Source organism: Alienimonas chondri, assembly GCF_013036045.1.
GTDB lineage: Bacteria > Planctomycetota > Planctomycetia > Planctomycetales > Planctomycetaceae > Alienimonas > Alienimonas chondri.
Genome location: NZ_WTPX01000078.1, coordinates 1 through 22,706, shown reverse-complemented (window position 1 = coordinate 22,706; position 22,706 = coordinate 1). Strand labels below are relative to the sequence as shown.

Genomic DNA, 22,706 nt, shown 5'->3' with positions numbered 1-22,706 from the left:
CCTTCAAGATGCCCGCCCCGTTGCTCGCCGCGGCCCTCGTCGCCCCGGCCCTGCTGCTGTTCCCGGCGACCTCCTTCGCCGCCCCCGATCACCACGAAGAGAAAGCCGACGGCGTCGTCGTGCTGTTCGACGGCTCTTCGGCCGATGCGTGGGAGAAGTACGCCGGCGGGGAGATCGGCTCCAAGTGGAGCGTCGACGACGGCGCCCTGCACTTCGCCGGCAAAACCGCCGAAGGCGGCGGCGGGGACATTCAAACGAAACAGGCCTTCGGGGACTTCGATCTGCGGTTTGAGTTCAAGGTCGCGGAAGGCTCCAACAGCGGCGTGATCTACGGCGTCGTTCCGAAGAAGGGCGACCCGGCGTATAAGACCGGCCCGGAATATCAGATTCTCGACGACGCCGGCCACGGCAACGGCAAGAACCCCAAGACCAGCGTCGGCTCGCTGTACGCGCTCTACGCTCCCCAGGTTCATAAGACCTGCCCGGCGACCGGCGCCGTCCCCTGCCCCCATACCCCCAAAACGGTCAAGCCGGTCGGCGAATGGAACACCGGCCGCATCGTGAAGACCGGCGCCCGCATTCGGCATTACCTCAACGGCGTCAAGGTCGTGGACGTGAAGCTCGATTCGCCGGAGTTCAAGAAGGCCGTCGCCGACAGCAAGTTCAAGGACTGGAACGATTTCGCCAAGGCTCTCGCCAACGGCAAGAAGACCCGGATCGTCTTCCAAGACCACGGCGACGCCGTCTGGTACCGCAACGTGACCGTGCAGCAGCCGACGCTGACCGAAGACGGCCCGCTGCTCGAAGGCTGAGCCGGTTCGCTGCGTGCGGATTCGTGTGAACCGCGTTCGATCGAAACTTTCGACCCGCGGCCGGGGTTCCTACGGGAACGCCGGCCGTTTTTCGTGCGCCCCCTCCCCGTGCCGGACGCTCGCGTCCGGTTTAGGATGGGGGCGACGCCTTCCCCCCACCGCACGGACGCCCCCATGCCGTTCGCCCCGTTGCTGCTCGCCGCCCTCGTCGCGACCCCGGACGCCGGCCCCCCGCGGTTCCCGGCGGATGCGGAACTGCGGGACGTGTTCGGCAACCGCGTGACCTTGGGCGAAGCGATCGGCGAGGCGACTGAGGAAGGGGCGCCGGAGGCGAAAGCCGTGGTGGTGGCGTTCGTCGGCACGGAATGCCCGTTGGTGCAGATCACCGCCCCGCGGTTTCGCGCCGTCGCGGAGGAGGGACGGAAGAACGGCGTGCGCGTCGTGCTGATCGACTCGAACCGGCAGGACTCCCTCTCCGACCTCGCCGAATTCCGCAAAGCGCATGAGCTCGAAGCCGCCGGCGTCCCCGTGCTCAAGGACCCCGGCAACGTCTTGGCCGACCGCTTGAAGGCCGAACGCACGCCGGAGGTGTTCGTGTTCGGCCCCGTCCGCGAATTCGGTCTCGCGCTGCAATATCAGGGGCGGATCAGCGATCAATACGGCGTGGGTTACGCCCGCGACTCCGCCACGCGGGACGACTTCGGCCTCGCTCTGGCCAGCGTTTTGAAAGGCGAAAAGGTCGAACTGCCCCGGACGGAGGTCGTCGGCTGCAAGATCGGCCGCGTGCATGAAGCCGATCCGAACGCGACCGTCACCTGGGCGACCGGCGCGGGCGACAAACCGGGCGCCGCGGCGGTGATCTATGAGAACTGCGCCTCCTGCCACCGCCCCGGCGAAGCGGCGCCGTTCGCCCTGCTGGACTACGAAGAAGCGGCCGGCTGGGGGCCGATGCTGGCGGAGGTGGTCTCCGAGAATCGCATGCCGCCCTGGTACGCGGACCCGGCCCACGGCACGTTCAGCAACGACGCCCGCCTGAGCGCCGAGGAGAAGGAAACGCTGCTGACCTGGGTCAAAGCCGGCTGCCCGGAGGGCGACCCGTCCGAAGCCCCGGAGCCGCCGACCTTCGCCGAGGGCTGGCGGATCGGCGAGCCGGACCTCGTGGTTCCCATGGCCGACGTGCCGAGCGACATCCCCGCGGACGGGGTGATTCAATATCGCTACTTCCGCGCCGATCCCGGCTTCAAGGAAGATAAATACATCGTCGCCGCGGAGCCGCGTCCGGGGAACGCGGAGGTCGTGCATCATATCATCGTGCGGGTGCTGCCCCCGGGCGAGCAACGGAAGATCAACCCCGGCGACGCCCTCATCGGCTACGCCCCGGGCCTGCCGCCGATGCAGCTGAAGCCCGGTCAGGCGTACAAAATCGAGGCCGGTTCGCAGTTCCTGTTCGAGATGCACTACACCGCGAACGGTCGGGCCACGACGGACCTGTCGCGGGTCGGGTTGAAGTTCCTCGACCCGGACGACGTTCCCTCGGACGGGGTCGGCGGGGTGAAGAACCTCAGCCTCGTCAAAAGCGAAGCGGTGATGACGCACAGGTTCGAGATCCCCCCGCGGGCGAAGTCGCACGAGGTCGTCGCCAGCCGCAAGGCGCCGGGCGATTTCACCCTGCTGGCCCTCACCCCGCATATGCACTACCGCGGCGCCAGCTTCAAATATGAACTGACGACGCCGAACGGCGAGACCCGCACGCTGCTGGACGTGCCCGCCTACGACTTCAACTGGCAACTGCGGTACGACCTGGAAGAACCGATCCGCGTCAAGAAGGGTTCGACGATCACCTGCACCGCGACCTACGACAACAGCGCCGGCAACCCCCACAACCCGGACCCGACCGACACCGTCCGCTGGGGCGATCAGAGCGACGAAGAAATGATGATCGGCTTCCTGCTGATCGCGCTGGACTGAGCTGGCGAATCGTCAGCGCGTGAGTAAAACCGCCGTCACTTTCGCTGCTGCGGCAGAACGGTCCACCTCATAGAAAACGGTCAGCGGCCCGTCAAATAGGCAACGCACCGTATCGGACTCGCGCCCCTCGCCGACCGCGAGCGGCGTCGTTCGGAGGGCGCCGTCGATGCGAACGACGCATTCCGACAGGTATTCGGAGTCGCGGGCTTCCACGATCATCCAAGCCATATCGGCTCGCACGTCCGGCATGAAGGTGAGGGAATAGCGGCGAGGTTCCCTCACCCCTCTGCCCCGCCCGCGGCCCGGCGCTCCGCCCGGCGGCGTTCCGCTTCGCGGACGTTCCAAGCATATTCCAACACTTCCTGCGTGGTGTAGGTCGGCCTCCCCTCGGCGTTCTCCGATCGTTTCCGCAACTCAGCCTCTGTGGGGATCCGGTAGATCCGCGCGGGGTCGATGTCGGGCAGTGGGTAGTCGTCCGGATTGAAGTCCGGGCCGAACTCCGGCTTGTACGGCGGCGTGGCGGACACGACAGCACCTTCGACGTGGGGGTACGGGAACGGCCCCCATCCTACTCGTCGCCGGTTCGGCTACAATCAGGCATCGCAGCCCTCGACAAGCCGGACCCGATGCCCGATCTCGCCCCCGCCGACGCCGCTTCGCCCGACAGCGACGCCGCGGCTCTGCCCAACCGCCTGCCCGTCGTGGACTCCGCCGCGGAAGCGGGCGCCGCCTGCGACTCCGACGGCGAGACGACCACCACCAAGGCGAAAGGCTCCACGGAGGTCGGCAGTTACTTCGTCTCGAACTATCCGCCCTTCAGTCAGTGGACCGAAGCCGCCGTGCCCGCGGCGCTGGATGCGCTCAACGGCGCCCCGCCCTCGGGAGCAATCGACCCGTCGGTCCCGTTGGGGTTGTATATTCACATCCCCTTCTGCCGGAAGCGCTGCAAGTTCTGCTACTTCCGCGTCTATACACAGCAGAACGCCAAGACCGTCCGCGGTTACGTCGACAGCCTCGAAGCGGAGTTCGCCAAGCTCCAGCACACCCCCGGCGTGCAGGGGCGCGAACTGGAGTTCGCCTACTTCGGCGGCGGCACGCCCAGTTATCTCAGCAGCAAGCAGCTCCGCAGCATGCGGGACAAGCTGCAAACGCACCTGAATTGGGAGACCGCCCGCGAAGTCACCTTCGAGTGCGAACCGGGCACGTTGAACGAGGAGAAGGTCAAGACCCTCAAGGAGATCGGCGTCACCCGCTTGTCGCTGGGCATCGAGAACTTCGACGACACGATTTTAGAAGTCAACGGCCGCGCGCACCTCACCCCGGAGGTCTATGAGGCGTGGGAGTGGATCAACGCCGCGGACTTCCCGCAGGTGAATATCGACTTGATCGCCGGGATGATCGGCGAGACCGACGCCAATTGGCGGCGGAACCTGGAGGAAGCCGCGAAGCTCGATCCGGATAACATCACCGTCTATCAGATGGAGCTGCCGCACAACACGATTATCTCCAAGGAGATCAAGGAACTGGGCGTCGACAGCCCCATCGCCGACTGGGACACCAAGCGCCGGTGGATGGACGAGACGATCGATTATCTCGCCGACTTCGGCTACGTCCCCAGCAGCGGCAACGAGTTCGTCAAGAACCGCGAGACCGACCGCTTCGTCTATCGGGACAGCCTCTGGCGCGGCGCCGACCTGCTGGCGACCGGCGTCAGCAGCTTCGGTCACTTCCAGGGCGTACACTATCAGAACCTGGATAAGATCGACGACTACCAAGCCGCCGTCGAAGCCGGCGACTGGCCGATCAACCGGGCGCTGGTTCCGACGCAACATCAGCAACTCATCCGCGAGTTCGTGCTGCAACTCAAAGAGGGGCGCGTGCACGTGCGGCCGTTCCAGGAGAAGTTCAACGTGGACGTGCGACAGGAGTTCGCCGAACCCCTGAAGAACCAGACCGCCGCGGGCTATTTGAACGTCGAGGGCGAGGAGATCGTCCTAACCCGCAAGGGCCTGCTGCAAACCGACAGCCTGCTGCCGGAATATTTCGAAGAGCAGTTCAAACGGGTGCGGTACACCTGAGCCGAGACGGACGTCGGCTCGCTATTTGAGCAAGCGGACGTTCAAGACGGTCACGCGTTTTGCGGTCTCATCGACGTGATATGTGATCGCCAAACCGTCCTGTTGCCAGAAACGGAAGGCGTCGGACTGCCGTCCTTCGCCGAATCGCATCGGCTCGTCCTTCAACGCCGTGATGATGCGGGCCACGGATTCCTCCCGCCACTCCCGGAGGCGGGAGCCGATGAGGAACTGCTCGACCTGCTGCTGAGCGTCCGAGGCGAAGGTCAAGGCGTAGGGACCGTTCACGCTGCGGTGCGCCTGTCCGGTAGACCTGCGAGCAGTTCTTCCCACGTGCATCCAGACTCTCCGGACGCTTGGAACTCCTCCCACCGGCGTTTGATTTCTTCATCCGGAACCTCTTCTCGCAAGCGGGCGTACGCCTCCGCCTCCGGCTCTGGTTGCACCCGCATCAGCGTGTGGCCGTCCGGCAGCACGAGGCGGGCGTAGCCCGTCGTCCGGATCGCCTCGGCGACCTCGGGCGAGACGACGATCTGCGGGGCGGACGGGCGGTCGGAGGCGGGCGTTTCAGCGGACATCGGCGGACTCCGTGGGGATGACGAACGCATTCTAACCCGGCGAACCGGCGGTCGGTAGAATGGGCGGCGATGCATGACCCGCCCGCCGAGCCGCCGAAGCCGTCCGCCTTCTCGTTCGCACGGGTCGCGGGCGGTCTTGCGATCTTGATGATCCTTGCCTGCGGCGGGATTTTATGGGAGGAGAGACGCATTGGTGTGATCGGCCGGAAAACGCTCGAATCGCAGAATAACGTTAAGAATCAAACCCTCGCGGTCACGAACTTCGCGACGAGACATGAAGGCCGTCTTGATCCACAGGGCGATGCGGAGCCGAGCGCCCCGCCCGTCAGTTGGATGACGGCGATTCTGCTGTCTATGGACGAACGCACGCTCAAAGACAGCATCGATTATACCCAGCCGTTCGACGCCTCGGAGAACGCGGCGGCGTTCGCGACGGTCGTTCCCCCCTACACCTCCCCATTCGTCGGGGACGACCTGTTGCCCAGCGGCCTCGCTCCGGCTCATTATGCGGGGAACGTGGAGGTGTTCGTGCCCGATTTGACGCTGGACGACATCGGGAATGCGGACGGCGCCACGCAGACGTTGATGCTTGCCGAAGTAAACGCCGCCACCGGTTCCCCGACGGCGTGGGGCAACCCGGCAAACCTGCGCTCCGCCGCGGCCCCGCTCAACGGCCCGACCGGCTTCGGCGCGAACGGCCCCGGACAGATCGTGGTCGGCTACTGCGACGGCCGGGCAACGGGGATCAACCCGGACATCGACCCCGCGATCTTCGCCGCCCTCGGCACGCCGGACGGCGGAGAGACGGTCAGCGCGAGCGACTATGACTGACGCCCCGCCCCAAGCCCGCGACACATGGCAGCGGAAGCACCTTCCCAAGTGGGGCTGCGTCCATTGGCTGGCGATCGTCACGGGGCTGGCGCTGGTCGCGACGTTGATTTTGCCGCCGGCCACGTCGCACCGGGAATCAGGACCAAGGACGCGATCGCAAAATCAGCTTAAACACCTCGGCCTCGCTGCGCATAATTACCATGCGAAGCACGGTTCGTTCCCGCCGCATGTAGGCGATACGTCGGTCAGCGGCCCCGGCAACCCGGCGCCCTCCTGGCAGACGGCGATGCTGCCGTATATGGACGAAGTGAAACTCTGGCGAGCGTACGACGGGACGAAACGGTTCGACGACCCCGCGAACGCCGCGGTCGTGGCGACGGAGGTCGCGACGTTTATTGATCCGCACCCCTATCACGAGGGTCGCAATATCGAAGGCGGCTTCGGCTTGAGTCACTTCGCCGGCAACGTCCGGGTGCTGGGCGAGGAGGGCGCCGGGCGGCTCTCGGGCATCCGAGACGGCACGACGCAGACGATCCTCGCCGGCCAGATCGGCGCCTTCCCCAAGCCGTGGGCCGACCCCTCGAACCTGCGGGACACCGCCGCCGGCTTCGGAACCGCCCCGCAGCAATTCGGCGGCCCCCACCCCGGCGGCGGGCAGGTTGCGATGTGCGATGGATCCGTGATTTTCATCAGCGAAACCATCGACCCCGCGATCTTCGCCGCCCTCGGCACGCCGGCCGGGGGGGAGCGGTTGAAGGGGGGACCGTACGGCGGCGATTGGACGCTTGACGGCGAATAGCGGTCGCCCCGTGGATTCGGTCCCGTTCGCGGTCCCGTTTGCGATTGCGGGCCTGTCCCAACGACAATCCTCACGCTCCGTTCACACTCCGACGACCGCCGCTCCCCCATGGCCGACCGCTTCGACGACGATTTCGACGACATGCCCCCGCGCCGGCCGCGGCAAAAGAAGGCCTCGTCTTCAAAGAAACGCCCGGCGGGCAAGCGGTCGTCCTCCGAGAAGAAGGGCATGAGCGGCGCGATGATCGCCGGGATCGTGGCCCTCTGCACCGTGCCGCTGCTCTGCTGCATCATGGGCCTGGTCGCCCTGCTGCTGCCCGCGGTGCAGCAGGCTCGGGAAGCGGCTCGGCGGAGCCAGTCGCAGAACAACCTCAAGGAGATGGGGCTGGCGGGGCACAACTTTCATTCGGTTTATAAAGCCTTCCCCCCGCACGCATCGGGCGGCACGAACCTCGCGCAGGCCGAGAACCCCGCCAACCCACGGATGTCCTGGATGACGGCGTCGCTGCCGTTTATGGATCAGACGGCGTTATGGGGCCGCGTGGACCCGTCGGTGCGGTTCGACGATCCGGCTGCGGCGTCGGTGTACGAGACGCGCGTGGAATCCTTCCTCACCCCGGCGGCGGCCCCGCCGGAGGGCGGTTTGGCGCCGGCTCACTACGCCGGCAACGTGCACCTGCTCGGTCCGACGTTCAGCGGGGCGATCCGGGATATCACCGACGGCGCGGCGTCCACGATCTACGCCGGCGAGATCGACCCGATCAACGGTTCCCCGGCGGCCTGGGGCGACCCGAACAACCTCCGCGATCCCGCCGACGGCTTGAACGTCCCGGGCGGATTCGGCGCGACCTGGGCCGGCGGCGACGCCCAGCGCGGCGGCGTGCAGATGGTCTTCGCGGACGGTTCCGTGAGCTTCGTCTCTAATAACATCGACCCGGCCGTCCTCGCCGCCCTCGGCACTCCCGACGGCGGCGAGGCCGTCGGCGGGTTCTGAGGCGCCTCGCTCGATCCGGGTCTTGGAGGAACCGATCCATGAGTTCTGAAGACCCCGTCGAACCGGGACCGCCGGGCGTCCGTGACCGACCCGCGGGCGGCCGGTGGTGGATCCTGATCGCGGCACTGGCCGCGACCTGCTTCGTCTTGATGATCGGGGCGCTGCTGAGCGTGGCGATCGGCCTGCCGTTCTTCCAGCAGCAACGCGAGGCGGCCCGCCGGGAACAGGCCGCGGAGAACCTGCGCCAGTTGGGTCAGGCGATGCAGGCTTACCACCAGCAGGAGAACTCGTTCGCGACCCCGCCGACGGACGCGGACGCCGCTGGGCCGTCGCCGGAGGACGCGCCGTTCGAGGAGCATCGACCGGCCGGGGAGCGGACGCCGCCCGGCGCCGCGCCGGAGTGAGTCGTCGGCGACTGGCGTCTCGGCGCCCTCGCCGCGACAATCGCCGCTCGCCGTTTCGTTCGTTCCTCGTCCAGCGTCGCCCGTGAACGCCCTCGCCGAACTCGACTCGCTGACGGCGATGTTTCCCGAACCGGCCCCGGCTGCGGGGGGACAGGGGGGGCCGGCGGGCGCCGTGGCCGGTCCGCTGTTGGCCGGGGCGGAGCACGTCCCCGCCAGCGCCGTCCCGCAGCCCTACCGGGAACTGCTGGATCACGAGGCGCACATGACCGTCACGATGGAGCAGTTCCACGGCGGGCCGGTCGCCGTGCGGGTGCTGGACGAGAAGTGGGAAGGCGGCAAGTACTGCCGCAAGATCACCCTCGTCCGCGAGCCGGAACGCCCCGGCGAAACCGAACGCACCGTGCAGTTCGGGCTGGTGCGGTTCGACCTCTCCCACTTGGACGAGGAGCCGCGCGAGGAGATCCTCGGCGGCGAGATCCCGTTGGGCCGCGTGCTGATCGAGCACGACGTGCTCCGCGAGGTGGAACTCGGGGCGCTGCTTAAGCTGACCGCCGGCCCCGGCCTCGCCGCGCATCTGGGCATGCGGGAGGGCGAGGTCGCCTGGGGCCGATTGGCGACGATCTTTACCAACGGCAAGCCGGCGCTGGACCTGCTGGAAGTCGCCGCCCCGGTTTGAAGGGGGAAGGTTCAAGGTTGAAGGGGACAAGGCCAAGGCGAGCGGCGGGGCGTCAGCTCCCCGAACGTGAGGCGTGAGCCCTCGTGCTTGCCAGCGACGGGTCGATCTGTCGCCGTCGTCCGCGGCGGCTACAATCGCGGCGTGGGGATCGGCCCCGTCCGATCCGTTACTTCTCGCCCCGCTTCGCGGTTGTGCCCGAGTCATGATCGAAACCGTCACCCCCGAGACCGACGACCGCGCCCAACCCCCGGTCGCGGAGGCCTACGACGCCATCGTGATCGGCGGCGGCCCCGCCGGCAGCGCTGCCGCCGCGGCGTTGGCGGAGGCCGGCAAGAGCGTGCTGCTGCTGGAACGCCAACCCGCCGGACGCTTCCATGTGGGCGAATCGCTCATCCCGGAGACCTACTGGAGCCTCAAACGGCTCGGCCTGATCGACCGGCTCAACGAGGTCGGCTTCGTCAAAAAATACTCCGTCCAGTTCGTCAGTTCGACGGGCAAGGAGAGCGCCCCCTTTTACTTCGACGAGGACGACGACGGCCGAGTTATTGAAAAGGAGGGCAGCCAGACCTGGCAGGTCGAACGCGGCAAGTTCGACCGCATGCTGTTGGAGCGCGCCGAAGAACTGGGCGCCGTCGTCCGCACGGACGCCCACGTCCTCGACGTGCTGTGGGACGGCGAACCGCTGGACGCCGACGGCAAACCGAACGCCGAGGCCCGCGCCGCCGGCGTGAAGGTCAAGTTCGGCAAAGGCGACGCCGCGTTTACTCGGGAAATCCAGTCCGAAGTCCTGCTGGACGCCACCGGGCAGACGGCGTTCATCGGCCGTCGATTGGGCGTGATGGAAGCCGACCCGCACCTCAAGAAGGGCACCCTCTGGAGCTACTGGGAGAACGCCGAGCGCTCCCCCGAGGATCCCCGCGAGGACGGCTGCACCGTCATTATTCAAGGCGAGAACAAGAAATCCTGGTTCTGGTATATCCCGCTGGGCGACGGCATCACCTCCGTCGGCTGCACCGGCGATATGAGCCATATGTTCGGCCCGCACCGGTCCTCGACCACGGAGACCTACGAGTCCGAAATCGCCGCCGCCCCCGGTATCGCCCGCCGGCTCAAGAACGCGACCCGCGTGCGGGACGTGTTCACGACGAAGGACTTCTCCTACTACAGCGGCGTCGGCGCCGGGAACGGCTGGATGGTGATCGGCGACGCCTTCGGGTTTATCGACCCGGTGTATAGCTCCGGCGTGTTCCTCGCGTTGGACAGCGGTCTCCGCGGCGCCTCCGCCGCGATCGCGGCGCTGGACTCCGGCGACACCTCCGCCGCGACGCTGGGCGCCTGGCAGCCGGAATATAAAAAGGGCGTGGAGAACTTCCGCAAGCTGGTCTACGCCTTCTACGACGAGGGTTTCAGCATCGGCGGTTTCCTGCGGGACTACCCGCAGTTCAAAATGGGCATCGTCGACGTCCTCGTCGGCAACGTCTTCCGCCCGGAGCTGGACGAGATGTTCGAATACATGCCCCAAAGCCGCCGCGAGACGGCGACGGCGTGAACGGGCCGGGCGTGTCGGTCACTGATATGCAAACCACGCACCAAGCCGATCGATTCGACGATTGGTGGCGCGAGATCGACTGCCAGGTTTCCGGACTGGATTCGCCTTGGGATCAGGAATATCCGCATCTCCATCGCGTGCTGACGCAGCGGCTTCAAGTGTGTCCCGAGGACGAGAGAGCAATCGGACTCTTCGATTCGATCGGCAGCGGACTCATCCCCTTGAACGCAGTACAGGCGTTCTGGGTGATGCCCGCTGCCTACGGCGAGGCGCTGCGGACGACGGAACCCGGATTCGCACGTGTATATGTAAAGTCGACGCAAATGATTTTGCAGGCCGCTTGTTCTTCGAAACCGTCGCTGAGGATCGGTAAGGCACGCTTGAACGAACTCATCGAGTCTGCTCGGGACCTCAGTCATGTCGGCTGGGAGGATGAACTCCGACTTCGTAAGTGGTCCAAGAATCTCGTCTTGGCGAGGTACGGATACGGGCGACTGGGTTGATCGGCGAGCGGTCTGAGTCGGTTTCAGAAATGGAGAACTAACCCGAAGCGTCAGCGAGGGCGTCGGCAGCATGCCGACGTGCGCCGCACGCCGGATCCCTTGCTGACGCTTCGGGTTGGTTATGAAACCGGCCCATGCCACACGGCTCGCCCGCAGTTCGTACGCCGAACCCTCTGCTCCGCAAGCGGTTCGGACCAAATAGGTCCCGATCCCCGTATAGGTGAGGGACTGGCGTTTCCCCGCCCCGCATCGATGCGGGCGGCCGTCGGTCTCCTCGCGGGACGAACGAACCGGCCGACGTGGGTGACGGATGCCGTGGAACTCGCCCCCGCGTCGGATCGCTTGCGCAGCGATCCGAGGCGATCCGCCCCCCGCCCGTCGGCACGGACGCCGACCCCGTCGCGCGGTGGTCCGGGAGAGCCAGCGAACCGGTTCCTAGCAAGAACTGGCTTCGCCCGGCCCCGGGCGCCGCGGGCGGCAAGACCCCCGCGGCCCGGCCCGGTTCCCTAAACGACCGGCCCGGCGCCCGTATTCCACCTTTCTCCTCCCAACCCCGGCGAACACCAGCCGGGTCCCGGTCCCTTTCGAGGGAACAAGGCCGGGCGGGGCGGCGAACGTTGAGCGTGCTGTGAAGAACCTGAGTCGACAATCCGACCCGGCGGCCCGACCGCGATGCATGTGCGTCTCGGTCGGGTTCGTCGCTGCGCGATCCGTGCCGTGCCCGGCGTCGCTGCGGCATCGGGTGTGCCCGATCGATGTCGCCGCTACACTCCCGGCCCGCCTCGTTTCGGTCGCCCCGCATCGGCCCTTCGCCCGTGAAAATCCTCGTTTGGTCGCTGATCGCGTTGCTGGTGGTGCTCCACCAGGACGTGTGGTTCTGGGACGCCGACCGTCTCATCTTCGGCTTCATGCCGGTCGCGCTGCTGTATCACGCGTGCATCTCCGTCGCGGCCAGCGGGCTGTGGCTGCTGGCCGTCAACGTCGCCTGGCCGGCGGACGACGAGTTGATTGACGAGCCCGCCGTCGGAGGAACCCGGATTCCGGCCTCCGAACGGCCGGTTCCCAAAGAGAAAACGAACCCCCGCTTCGCCGGCGGCGACGACATGCAAGGGGCCCCCGCCTGATGGATATTCTCTCCCCCGAGGTCTGGCGCGTCGTCATCATCGGCGGCTACCTCCTGTTGTTATTGGCCCTCGGATTGGGCGCCAGCCGGCTGTTTACCGGGTCCAGCGAAGACTATCTGCTGGCCTCGCACAGCATCGGCCCGTTCCTGCTGCTGATGAGCCTGTTCGGCACCACGATGACCGGGTTCGCCCTGGTCGGCAGCAGCGGCGAGGCCTTCACCTACGGCGTCGGCGTGTACGGCTTGTTGGCCAGCAGCAGCGGAATCGTGCATTCCCTCTGCTTCTTCGTACTGGGGGTGAAACTGTGGGGCTGGGGCAAGAAATACGGCTATACCACGCAGGCCGGGTTCTTCCGCGACCGACTGGACAGCCGCAATATCGGACTGGTGCTGGTGCCGATTCTGGTCGGGCTGGTGATTCCCTATCTGCTGGTCGGCGTGATCGCCGGCGGCAAAGCGATCGAGGGCGCCACCGCGGGCGATTTTCCTCAGCTCTTTGAAAGCACCAAGGGCGCCATCCCCGCCTGGCTGACGGAACTGGTCGTCTGCGCGGTGGTGCTGACCTACGTCTTCGCCGGCGGCATGCGGGGCACGGCTTGGGCGAACGCCTTCCAGACCTGCGTGTTCATGGTGTTGGGCGTCGTGGCCTTCTATCTGATCGCCACCAGCATGGCGGAGACCGCCGTCGCCGAGGGCCGCGTGCAAATCCCCGACACGGACGGCGAAATCCGCACGGAGGCGCCCCGCGGGTTCCTCGATAGTTTGCAGATCGTCTCGCGGGAGATCCCCAAGGCGAAACGCATCCGCGACGAAGTCGGCCCCGGCGACCAACTCGGCAACGTGGAGTCTCCCGAGATCTTCCGGACCCGCGAACGGCTCGATCCGTGGCGGTTCGCGACCTATATGTTCATCCCCTTCAGCGTCGGGATGTTCCCCCACCTGTTCCAGCACTGGCTGACGGCGAAAAGCGCGTCGACGTTTAAATTGCCGGTGGTGGTGCACCCGTTCTTTATCGCGGTGGTCTGGGTGCCCTGCGTGCTGATCGGGGCGTGGGCGACGACCGGACTGGTGGACCTGCCGCCGCCCTGGCTGGCGAGCGACGTGAGCGTCGAGGAAAACGCCAACAAGGTGCTGGGCTTCATGGTCTCGAAGCTGAGCGGGAAGATCCTCGGCGGGTTCCTGCTGGCCGGCGTGCTGGCGGCGATTATGAGTTCGCTGGACAGCCAGTTCCTGTGCATCGGCACGATGTTCACCAAGGATCTCGTCGAGTTCTACGCCCCCGCCGGCAAATACACCGACCGGCAGACCGTGCTGATGAGCCGCGGGTTCATCATCGCCGTGGTCGCCGTGACGTACGTGCTGAGCCTGTTGATGGGCGATAGTACGCGGGTCTTCCCGTTGGGGATCTGGTGCTTCAGCGGGTTCGCCTCCCTGTTCCCGATCGCCTTCCTGGCCGTTTATTGGCGCGGGTTTACGAAGTGGGGCTGCTACGCCGGCGTACTCGCGGCGGCCGGGTCGTGGGGGGCGTTGTTTTACGCCTCGGACTTCGCGGCGAACGGCGAATATTATCTGAACCTCGCCATCCCCGGCTATCGCACCGTCGAACTGATGCCCGTCACCGCGATGTTCCTCGCCAGCGGATTGGCGGCTGTCATCGTCTCGCTCGTCACCCCCAAGCCGAGCGCCGCGACGCTGGCGAAGTTCTTCCCCGAAAAGGCGTAGCCCGGAAGCCTCAATGACCAAGACTCCAAGAACCAAATCGTCGGGTTCGTACCGTTTTGGTTCTTGATTTCTTGGCCCTTGGAACTTCACTCAAACCGTGTCCGAAAAGCTCTCCCGCCACGTTTATCCCCGCCGGGTCCATTTCTCCGAAACGGACATGGCCGGGATCGTCCACTTCGCCCAGTTCTATCGCTTCATGGAGGAGGCCGAGCACGCCTTCCTCCGGGCCGCGGGGCTGAGCGTGATGGATCACAAAGCCGACGGCAGCATCCTCGGTTGGCCGCGGGTCAGCGCCAAATGCGGGTTCAAATCGCCCGCGTTCTTCGGGGATGAATTAGAGATTGAGGTGAGCGTCCAGCGGATCGGCGTGAAGAGCCTGACGTTGGACTATCGGTTCACCCGCGACGACGGCCCGGACAAGAACGACGGCCAGCCCACGTTGATCGCGGAGGGCACGATGAAAACCGTCGCCTGCACCTTCACCCCCGATCGCACGATGACCAGCGTGCCGGTCCCGGATTCGTTTTTAGAACGTATTGAAGAGGCCGGAGCGTGAAGCCTCAAATCTCAAGAAGTCAAGAACCAACGGCGCCGGGGGCGCGGGGTTTGCGATCGCTTCGTCACTTTGGTTCTTGATTTCTTGGTCTTGGAGTTTCCAGCGCCGTGCCCGCCGTTCAACTCACCGACGTCTCCAAGACCTATACCGCCGGGGCGGAGACGGTGGAGGTGCTCTCCGGCGTGACGCTCGCCGCCGAGCCGGGGGACGCGGTCGTGCTCACCGGCCCCAGCGGCGTGGGCAAGAGCACGCTGTTATATATCGTCGGCCTGCTCGAACCGCCGTCCGCCGGGCGCGTGGAGCTCTTCGGGGAAACGCCCTGGGAGTACGACGAACGCCGGCAGGCCGCCTTCCGGGCGAAGAACGTCGGGTTCGTCTTCCAGGACCATCATTTACTGCCCCAGTTGACGGTCACGGAGAACCTGCTGGTGCCGGTGCTCGCCGGCCGCACGGTGACGAAGGCGGACGAGGCGCGGGCCGCGGAGTTGTTAGACCGCGTCGGCCTGAGCCACCGTTCCAGTCACCGGCCCGGCCGTCTGAGCGGCGGGGAACGCCAGCGGGCGGCGCTCTGTCGGGCGCTGATTAACGAACCGGGGTTATTGCTGGCTGACGAACCCACCGGGAACCTCGACCCCGCCACCGCCCAAACCGTCGGCACGTTATTGCTCGATCTGGCGAAGGACGCCGACACGACGCTGCTCTGCGTCACGCACAGCCTGGACCTCGCCGATCGCTTCCCGCGGCGGCTGACGTTCGCGGGCGGAACGGTGACGGAGGCGAAGAAGGGACTATGAGCAGTCCAGCGACCCGAGCCGACGGCCGCGCCGCCCTATCACGCTGGAATCCGGCCCCGTTCTTCTTGGAGCTCTACGACAAAAGCACTTCGCGCCGACGCATAACTTGGGACGACCCAGTCGCCGAACTCGCATCGTTCAGCGTCGGCGTTCCGGACGAACTCTTTATTGCCCCGGGATCACAGCAACATCACACGCGCGGAGTCTTAATTCCGCTATTGGACAACGGAAACTTTGACGAAGTGTTGTTCGACGACTCGGCTGGCGGACTCGTTAGCATGTTGGTCGAAGATGAGACTGTCCGTATTCAATTCGTTAACTGGGATCAATATCTCGCCTACCTGATGATTCAGATCTCCGAAGCCGTAGACGACGACGCGACGTTGTTGCGCATCGGCCAGCTGATCGGCTTCGCGCATACCACAACCCTGCTTCAGTTCTTAGATAATACTGCAGGGAGTTCTCAAACCTTCGAAGGGGCAAAAACGAACCAGAGGAGGTTTCTCGACGGTTTGGCACTAATGCCGCCCCGGTTGCCGAACGCGTAAGATCACATCATGAGCACTCTCCGCCTCGTCCTCGCCTCGCTGTGGTTCTATCGGCGCACGCATCTCGCGGCGCTGCTGGGGACGGCGGCGGGGGCGGCGGTGATCGGCGGGGCGTTGATCGTCGGCGACAGCGTGCGGGCCAGTCTGCGGGAACTCACGCTTCAGCGGCTGGGCGACGTGGACCTCGCCCTGTCCGGCGGGCGATTCGTGACGGACGGACTGATCGAACGGCTCGCCGACGGGGAGGGGTTCGATCAAGACGACGTCGCCCCGGCGCTCGCCCTGCGAGCCGGGCTGACGGCGGGGGAGGGCGATTCGATCCGCCGCGTGGGCGGGGTGAACCTGTTCGGCACGGACGAGCGGCTGTGGGGGCTGCTGGAGACCGCGGACGTCCAGCGGCCGGAGGCGGGGGAAGTCGTGCTGAACGGCCGCGTCGCCGAGGGGTTGGGCGTGGTCGTGGGGGACGAGGTGACGATCTCCGTGGAGATCCCCAGCGCCGTGCCGCGGGGGAATTTGCTCTCGAACAAAGACGACGCCACCGCGACCGTCCCGCTGACCGTCGCCGCCGTGCTACCGGACACGGCGGGGGCGGCTCGATTCGATTTGAACCCGGCCCAGCAGATCCCGCCGGTCGCCTACGCGAATCTCGACGGGCTGCGGGACGTGCTGGAACTCAGCCCGGCGCGTCCCTCTCGCAGCATTCCCGACGGCCGCACCGGGCGGGTCAACGCGGTGTTCGTTCGCGCAGGCGCCGCTGCGGACGCTGCGGACGTGCCTGGCGACGACGCGGCACAGGCGTTGACGAAGACGGCCCGCGCAGCCCTCACGCTGGACGATTTACGGGTGAAGCTCGTGCGGAACGAGGAGCGGGGCACGCTGTCGCTGGAGAGCGACCGGATGATCCTCGAAGCGCCCCTCGCCGCCGCCGCCCAGCAGGCGGCGCAGACCGCCGGACTGACGGCGTCGCCCCGGTACGTCGCCCTGGCGAACGAGATCACGCCGGTCGGCGTGCCCGAGGCGGAAATCGAGGACGACGAACGCCGCAGCGCCTACTTCGTCGTTGCGGGGGTGGAGGCTCATGAATGGGCGAGCGGGGGGCGTCAGCCTCCTGAGTTGAACGAGAAAAGCATCGTCTTGAACGAGTACCTCGCGACTGAGCAGCTCGGCGTGACCGTCGACGACAAGGTCGAATTAGAATGGTATTCGGTCGACGACGGCGCCGACGCCCCGGAGCGCTCGCGGATCTTCACCGTCTCGCAGATCGTCCCGATGGACGGCGCCGCGGTGGACGGCACGCTCACCCCCACGGTGGAGGGGATCACCGACGCCGCGACCTTCAACGACTGGGATCAGCCGTTCGAGATGGACCTCGACCGCGTCACGACCGCGGACGATCTCTATTGGGAGGACTATCGAGCCCTCCCCAAGGCCTTCCTGCCGATCGACCGGATGCGGGAATTATTCCCCAGCCGCTACGGCAGCAGCACCTCCATTCTCTATACCGCCCCGAACGGCGGCCGGATCGAAGACTTCGACGCGGCGGAGGAGCGGTTGACGCGGGCGTTGATCGAACAGCTCGACCTGCGGGCATTGGGTTTGGCGTTCGCTCCGGTGAAGGCGCAGGGGCTTGAAGCGGCGGCGGGGACGACGGATTTCGCCGGGCTGTTCGTGGGGTTCAGCCTGTTTTTGATCCTGTCGGCGGCGATTCTAATCGCCCTCTTATTCCGACTGGGGTTGGAACGCCGGGCGAGCGAGGTGGGCCTCGAACGAGCGTTGGGACTGTCGCCGCAGGCGGTGCGCCGGCTGCATCTGACGGAGGGGCTGATCGTGGTCGCCGTCGGCGGACTCGTGGGAACCGCCGCGGCGGTGGGATACGCCGCATTAATGTTATGGGGGTTGAGGACGCTGTGGGTCGGGGCGGTGGGCACGCGGTTCCTGTTCCTGTCCATGACCCCGGCGAGCCTGGCGATCGGGTTCGCGATCAGCGTGGCGCTGGCGGCGGGGGCGGTTTGGTGGGGGCTGCGGGCGCTGCGGGACACCTCCGTGCGGGCGTTGCTCGCCGGGGAAACGAAGGGCGAAACCGAAGGGGGCGGCGTGTGGGCGCAGCGGGTCGCCCTCGGCTGCGGGGCGATCGCGATTTTATTAATGGCCGCCTCGCTGGTCGGCCTCGTTCCCAACAGCGAAGCGTTCGCCGGGTTCGGGTGGGACGTGCTGGCGTTCTTTAGTACGGGGATGCTGCTGCTCGCCGCGGCGCTGGGGGCGTTGGGCTGGTGGCTCTCCCGTCGCCCCGGGGGCGTGCCGCGGTCGGGGTTCAAACTCGGTCTGCGGAACGCCGCCCGCGAACGCACCCGCAGCGTATTAACCGCCGGACTGATCGCCTGCGCGACCTTCCTGCTGGTCGCCGTCGCCGCGGCCCGGAAAGATCCCTCGGCCGGCCTGCCGGAGTTGGACAGCGGCAACGGCGGCTATTTATTGGTCGCCGAGGCCGCCGCCCCGCTGCCGTTTAATCCGTCGACGCCGGCCGGCCGGGAGGAACTCGATCTGACCGGCCCGGCGTTCGAGTCGATCGACGACCTCGCCGCCTTCCGCGTGCGACCCGGCGCCGACGCCAGTTGTCTCAACCTCTATCGCACCGGACTGCCCACCGTGTTGGGCGTGCCGGACTCGCAGATCGAACGCGGCGGCTTCGCCTTCGCCGACACCCCCGCGGAGAACCCGTGGAAGCTGCTGACGGAACCCCTGCCGGACGCGAATGACGGCGGCGGCTCGACTCGCTCCACGCTGCCGGTGTACCCCGTGCTGGGGGATATGAATACGCTGCAATACAGCCTCAAACTGGGCGTCGGCGATCGTATCGCGGTGCCGAATGACGAAAACCCGACGGCGTATTTTCAGGTCGTCGGCCAGTTGGACGGCAGCGTCTTTCAAGGCGTGCTGCTGACCGGCGAAGCGGACTTCGAAACGCTGTTCCCGACGAACGACGGCTGGGCCTATCTGCTGGTCGACGCCCCGGTCGAATCGAAGACCGAACTCGCCGCGGCGCTGGAAGGCCGGCTCAGCGGCTACGGCGTGGATGCGGAGCCGGTCGGCGAGCGAATCGCTTCGTTCCTGGCGGTTCAGAACACGTACCTCTCCACGTTTCAGGCGCTCGGCGGACTCGGCTTGCTGCTGGGCACGCTGGGCTTGGCCGCGGTGATGCTGCGGAACGTCCTGGAACGCCGGAGCGAACTGGCGTTGTTGCGGGCCGTGGGACTGGGCACGCGACGCATCGCCGGCTTGGTGCTGACCGAGACGGCGTTGCTGCTGGTCTGGGGATTGGCGAGCGGCACGCTGGCGGCGCTGCTGGCCCTGTGGCCGCACCTCTCCGGCCGGACGGCGGACGCCCCGTGGCTGGGCGGCGGCCTCACGCTGCTGGCGGTCTTCGCCGCCGGCATGCTCGCCAGCGGGTGGGCCGTGCGGGCCGCGGTGAGGACCCCCATCGTCGCCACGCTTCGAGGCGAATGAAGCGGGGCGAACGGCAGGGTGCGAGTGACGGGGGGCGAGTGACGGGGCGGCGATCGCTACACTGCCGGCCGTTCGTCGCTCTCAGCCCCAACGAGTTATATGTCCGGCCGTTTAGAAGGGAAAACCGCGTTCGTCACCGGTTCCAGCAAGGGAATCGGGGCCGGGATCGCTCTGGAATTGGCCCGCGAGGGGGCGGACGTCGCATTGAACTATCGATCCAGCGAGCAGGAAGCGGAGGCCGTCGCCGCACAGATCCGCGACCTCGGCCGGAAAGCGGTCAGCCTGCAGGGCGATATCGGCGACCGGGGAACGATCGAACGCCTCGTCGCCGACGCGGCGGAGCAGCTCGGCGGGTTGGATCTGTTCGTCTCGAACGCCGTCTACAGTACGCGGGAACCGTTCCTCGACGCCGACCTCGACGAGTTTAAAAAGACGATCGACGTCTCCATGTGGGGCGCCTTCTACGGTCTGCGGGCGGCGTGCCGATTGATGCGGGACCAGTTCAATAAGAACGGCCGCGGCGGGAGCGTGTTGATCGTTTCCAGCCCCCATGCGGAAATCGCGTTCCCCGCCGCGATGGCTTATAATATGGCGAAAGCGGCGCTGGATCAGATGGCCCGCACCGCCGCGGTCGAGGTCGCGAGATACGCCACCCGGGTGAACATCCTGCACCCCGGCTGGATCGACACCCCCGGCGAACGCAAGTTCTTCACGGAGAAGCAGCTGGAGGAAGGGGCGAAGAGCCTCTTGCTGGGCCGCCTTGGCACGCCGGAAGAATGCGGCAAAGCCGCCGCGTACGTGTTGAGCGACGACGCGGCCTATATGACCGGCTCGACGTTAAGCCTCGACGGCGGCGTCAAACTCCCCTATTGGAGCCGCCGCGAAGAGGGCGGGCAGTAGGCGGGACTTCGCTTCAATCCAGCTCCACCGCCGACAGCACGTCCGCAAACGGGATCTTCAAACCCGGGACCACGTCCCGGCCGTCCAGAAACCCTTTGGCAGAGATCGTTTCGTCCGGCGACTCGATCGACGTATACACCTCGCAGGTTCCGGCGGCGGGGTCGATCTGCCAGATCAGCCGGGTGCCGGCGGCGAAGAAGTCCTCGCGTTTCCGTCGCATCTCCCCCGATCGGTTCGAGGGAGAGAGCACCTCGATCGCCAGATCGGGGTACAGATCCGGATAGGCCGGTTCAGAAGGGAACCGTCCGGACGGGATCTGCTCCGCCCGGATCACCGCGACGTCCGCGGCCCGCGTGCGGCGGCCGGTCAGCCGCAGAAACGCCTGTCCGCCGAGGACCCAACCGATCTTCTTGCCGCGGATCGCGTTGCGGATGAGGGTCAGCAACTCGCCGCCCATCAGGTCGAATTCAGCGCCCACGGCTTTCTCGATCAGGGTTCCGTCGATCAATTCGCACAGCCGTCCGGTTTCCCGCTTGATGCGGTCGATGTCCGCCTCCGTGGCGGTTCCCGGGGCGGGGTCCATCACGATGCGGAACAACGGAACGTCGCCGAACTGCGCCACGATCTCCGCGGCAGTCACCGGATCCGCGGTCGGAACCGGCGGCCCGAGCGGTGCGGGAAGCGTCGACGGGGGATCGAGCGTCTGGGGCATGGCGGTATTCTAACCGGCGGAGGAACGGCTCGGAGCGCCAAAGGGCACGGCGCCGTCTACCGCGGCTTGGGCGCGTCCTCGCCCGACGGCTTCGCCGCGTCATCGCCGACGAAGAAGTCTTGAAAGTCGCCGTATTGGTCGGCGGTGCCTTCGAGGTCGTATTCGCCGCTGACCAGTTCGCCGGCCCAGGCGTGCAGGCGGCGGGCGTGGGCGGGGCCGGCGTGATGGGTGGCGACCTCCGTGGCGAAGTTCAGCAGGTCGTACACCTTGCACTTCACCGGCAACGTTTTCTGGCGCTTCGCCGACAGGGCGTCCGCGTTCGCCAAGCCGTACAGCCGGGTCACGTCGCCGGTGGTCTCGTGGAACCGCTTGAGCAGGTGCGTGCCGAGGTCCTTCCGCTCGAACAATCCGTCGGCGCTGGCTCCGTCCGTGCCGAAGTTCCGCGGGGCGTTGCCGCCGCCGTCTCCGCCGCCGGTCAGTTTGGCGAGGAGGCTATAGAGGCCGGCCGCTTCATGGACGCTGGCCCAGCTTTCAGCGGCGCTCTCGAACCGCTGTCGCAGCGCGGCGTAGCCTTCGTCGTTATTAAATCCGTCCAGCGCCCGGCTGAGGGAATACGTCACCTGGTCCTCTCCCTTGCCCAGCGCCAGTTGACTGCGGAACGCGGGCGCCTCCCCGATCATGCCGTTGGCGCAGACCTCCCGCAGCAGCGAGAGATAAATATTCGGCTGACCGAACCCGTCCACCGGCGTGCGAACGACGAACCGGTTCGCGAAGGCGTCGCCGGAGACGTGGAACCGATGCCCGACCCGCGGGCTGTGGTGACTTTCGACGACGCCGTTGTGATAGGTCACGCGATCGCCGTCGTAGCGGTCTAATAACTCCCGCAAGTCGTCCTGTTTCACCACCGCTTTGGTGGGGTTGGAAACGGCCAGCAGCGTGCCGACGCCGTCGCTGCCCGGGCCGTCGCTGCGTTCCACGGCGAACCGCAGACGATCGGAGGCACTACGGGCGGCGAGACGTTCGAAGACCTCGGCGTGATCGAAGTAATTAAAGACCGATTTGCCGATGCCGAACCGCATAAAGAAGCTGGTCCAGAAGCGGGCGCTGGGCCGCAGCGGTTCGTCGTTCACGTAGACCGCGGCCACCTTCGGGCTGCGGCTGCGACCGTCTTCGCACTCCTCCAGTTCGACCCGCAGGTCGCCGACGGAGGTCACGCCATAGTCGATCCGCGGGGGGGCGAGCGCGGGGGCGGTCAGCATCAATCCGATCCTTCGGGACGGCCGCGAACGGCCGGGTAGCGATTGCGAAGGCGACGCCGGTTGCGCCGCCCGCGGCAGTGTACCGACCGCCACTACCCCGGGCGAGGGGGTCGGCGTGCGAGCCGCACGTTCCGTTCAGAAACGCGCTGTCCGCTGCATCGTCAGGTCGCTGCGTTCTCGATCAGACGGTTCACCCCGCCTTCTGCTCCGCTTCCAGACGGTCGATCTCCTTCTCCAACTCCGCAGCCTCGGCGTGGATGGCGCTGGCGGCGACGACGCCTTTGGTCTGGGAGACCTGCATCGCCCGCTCCAGCGTCGCGGCGTGTTTGGCCTTCAAGGCCTCCAACGGGGACTTCTTCTTAAACAGACCGAACATCGTCGCGGGCGGGCGGGGGGAAGG

At 66.6% G+C, this 22,706-nt stretch carries 24 protein-coding genes; 17 read left to right on the top strand and 7 right to left on the bottom strand.

Translation table 11 applies throughout. The features are described 5' to 3' along the window. Both LzC2_RS12700 and LzC2_RS12695 read left to right on the top strand, forming a co-directional pair. On the top strand, positions 1 to 812 hold an 812-nt coding region (locus tag LzC2_RS12700; RefSeq protein ID WP_206678690.1), incomplete at its 5' end, for a 3-keto-disaccharide hydrolase. Positions 813 to 986: 174 nt separating this feature from the next. Next, positions 987 to 2,780, top strand: a complete 1,794-nt coding sequence (locus tag LzC2_RS12695; RefSeq protein ID WP_171187504.1) for a redoxin domain-containing protein — start codon at positions 987 to 989, stop codon at positions 2,778 to 2,780. 12 nt (positions 2,781 to 2,792) lie between these two features. Here the strand turns inward: LzC2_RS12695 and LzC2_RS12690 are convergent, their stop codons facing one another. Beyond that, complete coding sequence (locus LzC2_RS12690) at positions 2,793 to 2,999, bottom strand: hypothetical protein (RefSeq protein WP_171187503.1); 207 nt, start codon at positions 2,997 to 2,999, stop codon at positions 2,793 to 2,795. Between the two features lie 59 nt (positions 3,000 to 3,058). Continuing rightward, a complete protein-coding gene (locus tag LzC2_RS12685; RefSeq protein ID WP_171187501.1) occupies positions 3,059 to 3,307 on the bottom strand; it encodes a hypothetical protein in 249 nt (82 codons plus the stop codon). Positions 3,308 to 3,406: 99 nt separating this feature from the next. Between LzC2_RS12685 and LzC2_RS12680 the strand changes: the two genes are divergently transcribed. Beyond that, on the top strand, positions 3,407 to 4,858 hold the full coding sequence (locus tag LzC2_RS12680; RefSeq protein WP_171187499.1) for a coproporphyrinogen-III oxidase family protein: 1,452 nt from the start codon (positions 3,407 to 3,409) through the stop codon (positions 4,856 to 4,858). Between the two features lie 21 nt (positions 4,859 to 4,879). On the opposite strand, the gene LzC2_RS12675 is transcribed toward LzC2_RS12680, so the two are convergent. After that, the gene (locus LzC2_RS12675; RefSeq protein WP_206678689.1) at positions 4,880 to 5,125 is read right to left on the bottom strand and encodes a hypothetical protein; all 246 of its coding nucleotides are present in this window, start codon (positions 5,123 to 5,125) and stop codon (positions 4,880 to 4,882) included. Positions 5,126 to 5,139: 14 nt separating this feature from the next. After that, positions 5,140 to 5,433, bottom strand: coding sequence for a hypothetical protein (locus LzC2_RS12670; protein ID WP_171187495.1), 294 nt, complete (start codon positions 5,431 to 5,433; stop codon positions 5,140 to 5,142). A gap of 69 nt (positions 5,434 to 5,502) precedes the next feature. On the opposite strand from LzC2_RS12670, the gene LzC2_RS12665 reads away from it, so the two are divergent. From LzC2_RS12665 to LzC2_RS12600, 14 genes are all read left to right on the top strand, one after another. After that, positions 5,503 to 6,264, top strand: a complete 762-nt coding sequence (locus tag LzC2_RS12665; RefSeq protein ID WP_171187492.1) for a DUF1559 family PulG-like putative transporter — start codon at positions 5,503 to 5,505, stop codon at positions 6,262 to 6,264. Further along, the gene (locus tag LzC2_RS12660) at positions 6,257 to 7,063 is read left to right on the top strand and encodes a DUF1559 family PulG-like putative transporter (RefSeq protein ID WP_171187490.1); all 807 of its coding nucleotides are present in this window, start codon (positions 6,257 to 6,259) and stop codon (positions 7,061 to 7,063) included. Before LzC2_RS12665 ends, LzC2_RS12660 begins: the two co-directional genes overlap by 8 nt. A 108-nt stretch (positions 7,064 to 7,171) precedes the next feature. Next, entirely contained in the window at positions 7,172 to 8,056 is an 885-nt protein-coding gene (locus tag LzC2_RS12655; protein WP_171187488.1) for a DUF1559 family PulG-like putative transporter, read from the top strand. A gap of 38 nt (positions 8,057 to 8,094) precedes the next feature. Further along, a complete protein-coding gene (locus LzC2_RS21845; RefSeq protein ID WP_246254975.1) occupies positions 8,095 to 8,460 on the top strand; it encodes a DUF1559 family PulG-like putative transporter in 366 nt (121 codons plus the stop codon). A gap of 82 nt (positions 8,461 to 8,542) precedes the next feature. Then, positions 8,543 to 9,136, top strand: a complete 594-nt coding sequence (locus LzC2_RS12645; protein WP_171187486.1) for a hypothetical protein — start codon at positions 8,543 to 8,545, stop codon at positions 9,134 to 9,136. A 202-nt stretch (positions 9,137 to 9,338) separates the two neighbouring features. Continuing rightward, positions 9,339 to 10,685 (top strand): NAD(P)/FAD-dependent oxidoreductase, encoded by a 1,347-nt coding sequence (locus LzC2_RS12640; protein WP_171187484.1) that lies wholly within the window; start codon positions 9,339 to 9,341, stop codon positions 10,683 to 10,685. Positions 10,686 to 10,711: 26 nt separating this feature from the next. Continuing rightward, a complete protein-coding gene (locus LzC2_RS12635) occupies positions 10,712 to 11,188 on the top strand; it encodes a hypothetical protein (RefSeq protein WP_171187482.1) in 477 nt (158 codons plus the stop codon). An 815-nt stretch (positions 11,189 to 12,003) separates the two neighbouring features. Further along, entirely contained in the window at positions 12,004 to 12,312 is a 309-nt protein-coding gene (locus LzC2_RS12630) for a DUF3311 domain-containing protein (protein ID WP_206678688.1), read from the top strand. Continuing rightward, positions 12,312 to 14,033 (top strand): sodium:solute symporter family protein, encoded by a 1,722-nt coding sequence (locus LzC2_RS12625; protein ID WP_171187479.1) that lies wholly within the window; start codon positions 12,312 to 12,314, stop codon positions 14,031 to 14,033. Before LzC2_RS12630 ends, LzC2_RS12625 begins: the two co-directional genes overlap by 1 nt. 97 nt (positions 14,034 to 14,130) lie before the next feature. Continuing rightward, entirely contained in the window at positions 14,131 to 14,589 is a 459-nt protein-coding gene (locus tag LzC2_RS12620; RefSeq protein ID WP_315854652.1) for an acyl-CoA thioesterase, read from the top strand. 107 nt (positions 14,590 to 14,696) lie between these two features. Further along, positions 14,697 to 15,383, top strand: coding sequence for an ABC transporter ATP-binding protein (locus LzC2_RS12615; RefSeq protein WP_171187475.1), 687 nt, complete (start codon positions 14,697 to 14,699; stop codon positions 15,381 to 15,383). Beyond that, a complete protein-coding gene (locus LzC2_RS12610) occupies positions 15,380 to 15,931 on the top strand; it encodes a hypothetical protein (protein ID WP_171187473.1) in 552 nt (183 codons plus the stop codon). The genes LzC2_RS12615 and LzC2_RS12610 overlap by 4 nt, the downstream gene beginning before the upstream one ends. 9 nt (positions 15,932 to 15,940) lie before the next feature. Continuing rightward, entirely contained in the window at positions 15,941 to 19,435 is a 3,495-nt protein-coding gene (locus tag LzC2_RS12605) for an ABC transporter permease (protein WP_171187472.1), read from the top strand. A 99-nt stretch (positions 19,436 to 19,534) separates the two neighbouring features. Then, positions 19,535 to 20,335, top strand: a complete 801-nt coding sequence (locus LzC2_RS12600; protein WP_171187470.1) for an SDR family NAD(P)-dependent oxidoreductase — start codon at positions 19,535 to 19,537, stop codon at positions 20,333 to 20,335. Between the two features lie 13 nt (positions 20,336 to 20,348). On the opposite strand, the gene LzC2_RS12595 is transcribed toward LzC2_RS12600, so the two are convergent. From LzC2_RS12595 to LzC2_RS12585, 3 genes are all read right to left on the bottom strand, one after another. Further along, a complete protein-coding gene (locus tag LzC2_RS12595; RefSeq protein ID WP_171187468.1) occupies positions 20,349 to 21,047 on the bottom strand; it encodes a Uma2 family endonuclease in 699 nt (232 codons plus the stop codon). A gap of 56 nt (positions 21,048 to 21,103) precedes the next feature. Next, the gene (locus tag LzC2_RS12590) at positions 21,104 to 22,306 is read right to left on the bottom strand and encodes a DUF932 domain-containing protein (protein ID WP_171187465.1); all 1,203 of its coding nucleotides are present in this window, start codon (positions 22,304 to 22,306) and stop codon (positions 21,104 to 21,106) included. Between the two features lie 190 nt (positions 22,307 to 22,496). After that, positions 22,497 to 22,706, bottom strand: a 210-nt coding sequence (locus LzC2_RS12585; protein WP_171187463.1) for a Lacal_2735 family protein, incomplete at its 5' end; no start/stop codon positions are given.

Coding starts and splice junctions, on each gene's coding strand:
- LzC2_RS12695 (WP_171187504.1), top strand. CDS start 987: ATGCCGTTCGCCCCGTTGCTGCTCGCCGCCCTCGTCGCGACCCCGGAC.
- LzC2_RS12690 (WP_171187503.1), bottom strand. CDS start 2,999: ATGATCGTGGAAGCCCGCGACTCCGAATACCTGTCGGAATGCGTCGTT.
- LzC2_RS12680 (WP_171187499.1), top strand. CDS start 3,407: ATGCCCGATCTCGCCCCCGCCGACGCCGCTTCGCCCGACAGCGACGCC.
- LzC2_RS12670 (WP_171187495.1), bottom strand. CDS start 5,433: ATGTCCGCTGAAACGCCCGCCTCCGACCGCCCGTCCGCCCCGCAGATC.
- LzC2_RS12665 (WP_171187492.1), top strand. CDS start 5,503: ATGCATGACCCGCCCGCCGAGCCGCCGAAGCCGTCCGCCTTCTCGTTC.
- LzC2_RS12660 (WP_171187490.1), top strand. CDS start 6,257: ATGACTGACGCCCCGCCCCAAGCCCGCGACACATGGCAGCGGAAGCAC.
- LzC2_RS12655 (WP_171187488.1), top strand. CDS start 7,172: ATGGCCGACCGCTTCGACGACGATTTCGACGACATGCCCCCGCGCCGG.
- LzC2_RS21845 (WP_246254975.1), top strand. CDS start 8,095: ATGAGTTCTGAAGACCCCGTCGAACCGGGACCGCCGGGCGTCCGTGAC.
- LzC2_RS12640 (WP_171187484.1), top strand. CDS start 9,339: ATGATCGAAACCGTCACCCCCGAGACCGACGACCGCGCCCAACCCCCG.
- LzC2_RS12635 (WP_171187482.1), top strand. CDS start 10,712: ATGCAAACCACGCACCAAGCCGATCGATTCGACGATTGGTGGCGCGAG.
- LzC2_RS12625 (WP_171187479.1), top strand. CDS start 12,312: ATGGATATTCTCTCCCCCGAGGTCTGGCGCGTCGTCATCATCGGCGGC.
- LzC2_RS12610 (WP_171187473.1), top strand. CDS start 15,380: ATGAGCAGTCCAGCGACCCGAGCCGACGGCCGCGCCGCCCTATCACGC.
- LzC2_RS12605 (WP_171187472.1), top strand. CDS start 15,941: ATGAGCACTCTCCGCCTCGTCCTCGCCTCGCTGTGGTTCTATCGGCGC.
- LzC2_RS12600 (WP_171187470.1), top strand. CDS start 19,535: ATGTCCGGCCGTTTAGAAGGGAAAACCGCGTTCGTCACCGGTTCCAGC.
- LzC2_RS12595 (WP_171187468.1), bottom strand. CDS start 21,047: ATGCCCCAGACGCTCGATCCCCCGTCGACGCTTCCCGCACCGCTCGGG.
- LzC2_RS12590 (WP_171187465.1), bottom strand. CDS start 22,306: ATGCTGACCGCCCCCGCGCTCGCCCCCCCGCGGATCGACTATGGCGTG.